The sequence below is a fragment of the Virgisporangium aurantiacum genome, assembly GCF_016863635.1.
GTDB classification, from domain to species: domain Bacteria; phylum Actinomycetota; class Actinomycetes; order Mycobacteriales; family Micromonosporaceae; genus Virgisporangium; species Virgisporangium aurantiacum.
Genome location: NZ_BOPG01000184.1, coordinates 1 through 1,489, shown reverse-complemented (window position 1 = coordinate 1,489; position 1,489 = coordinate 1). Strand labels below are relative to the sequence as shown.

The 1,489-nt window shown below is 70.5% G+C and carries 1 protein-coding gene and 1 pseudogene; one reads left to right on the top strand and one right to left on the bottom strand.

The features are described from left to right. Positions 1 to 1,224, bottom strand: a pseudogene (locus Vau01_RS62955) (hypothetical protein); the annotation flags it as partial. On the opposite strand from Vau01_RS62955, the gene Vau01_RS62950 reads away from it, so the two are divergent. Further along, positions 1,213 to 1,489 (top strand): hypothetical protein (locus Vau01_RS62950; protein ID WP_204015461.1); only part of this gene is annotated, 277 nt, incomplete at its 3' end. The pseudogene Vau01_RS62955 and the gene Vau01_RS62950 overlap by 12 nt on opposite strands.

Sequence of the window (1,489 nt, the reverse complement as noted above, 5' to 3'; positions counted from 1 at the left end):
CAGCCTGGCGACGGTGCGGGCCGGCCACTCCCACGAGTGGTCGGTCTCGGCCCTTTCGATCTCGGCGTCGTACTGTGCCGCGTCGAAACGCAACTCGGGCGGTGCCGTCGGGGTGGTGTGCCCGCGCCAGTCCCGCCAGACGACGGTGTCGGCGTCTCGGACGATGGTGACGTACAACGCTCCGCAGCAGCCCTCGGTGCAGTACGCCTCGGCCAGGCGCACCTCCCGTGGCTGGTTGTCGGCATGCAACCGGCCACGGGAGCACAACGTCTCGGGTGGAAAGGGTGGTCCCTTGTCGAAGGCGGCCGCGACGACCGGCCGGTCATCGACCAGGATTCGCGTCTGGACGTCCGCACGTCGGAACGGGTCCGGCGCAACCACCCTGACCCGCAACAGCGGAGCAGACGTGGGAACGGTCGTAGGGCTGGTCGGCGGGCTTACCGCGTCAGCGAGACAGTGCCGCGCCCAGTCGGCTCGGCGCCGGATGCGTGGATCCAGCGACGATGCCGCCGAGGTGAGGTGGCCGTTCCAGTCGCGGCGTCGCAGGGTGCTGCCCAGGGCGGCCACGATGTTCTCACGCTGGCCGGGGTCCCAGTCCAGACACGCCGCGTATCCGCTGCGAAGGTCCTCGATCAGCGACACGAGCATCGCGTACCGCGGCATCGACGCCGGTGCGCCGCCAAGGCGATGAGCGAGGCCTAGATAGACCCGCCGGGCATCGCGGTAGGCGGCCAACTGAGTCCGGTAGTCATCCGGCGTGACCATCGCCAACAGCAACCGCCCGGCCTGATCGAGCACCTCGACCTCGACAACGGGGCCGTCGAGGGAGTCGGCCAGCGAACATGACTCGGCGATCCGCCGCGCCAGCGACGCGCTCATCTCCTCGTCGTTCACGGCGTGATGGCGCAGCCAGGCGACGGCTTCGGGGTCGGCCTGCCCGCACAGCGCCTCGACCGCCTTGATCCGGGCCCACCGCCGGGAACGTTCGGCCAGCCAGATCAGGTCCGGCATGGTGTCCGGGACGGCGGCCAGGGCCGCGGCGGCCATCGGACCGAACAGGTCCAGCAACCCGATCGTCCTGACCAGCGGCGCGTCGTCGGGCCGGCCCGTCCGGGCCAGCAATGCCAGGCCGACCATGACAGCGCGCCGATCGGTGCCGTGGCGGACCAGCCACACGCCGGTGTCGTGGGTGCGCGGTAGGTCCGGCGTTCGATGCTTGTCCATGACCGACTCGACGATCCAGCCCGGAAGGTCCAGGCGGGACAGGTCGTCGTGCAACGCCTGGACCGGCGCCGCAGGATCGGACCAGAACGCCGTCAGCGTCCGTTTCAGGAGGCGTTTTCGATCGGCAGCCGTGGCTCGACCGTCCGAACCGCAGCCGGCACCCTCGTCCGGATAGGGCCGCCCACCACGAGGAAGCGGGGCGGTCGGATGCTGTTCATGCAGCCACGTCGCGTGTTCGAACAGCGACCGCGGGCGGTCGAGCGCA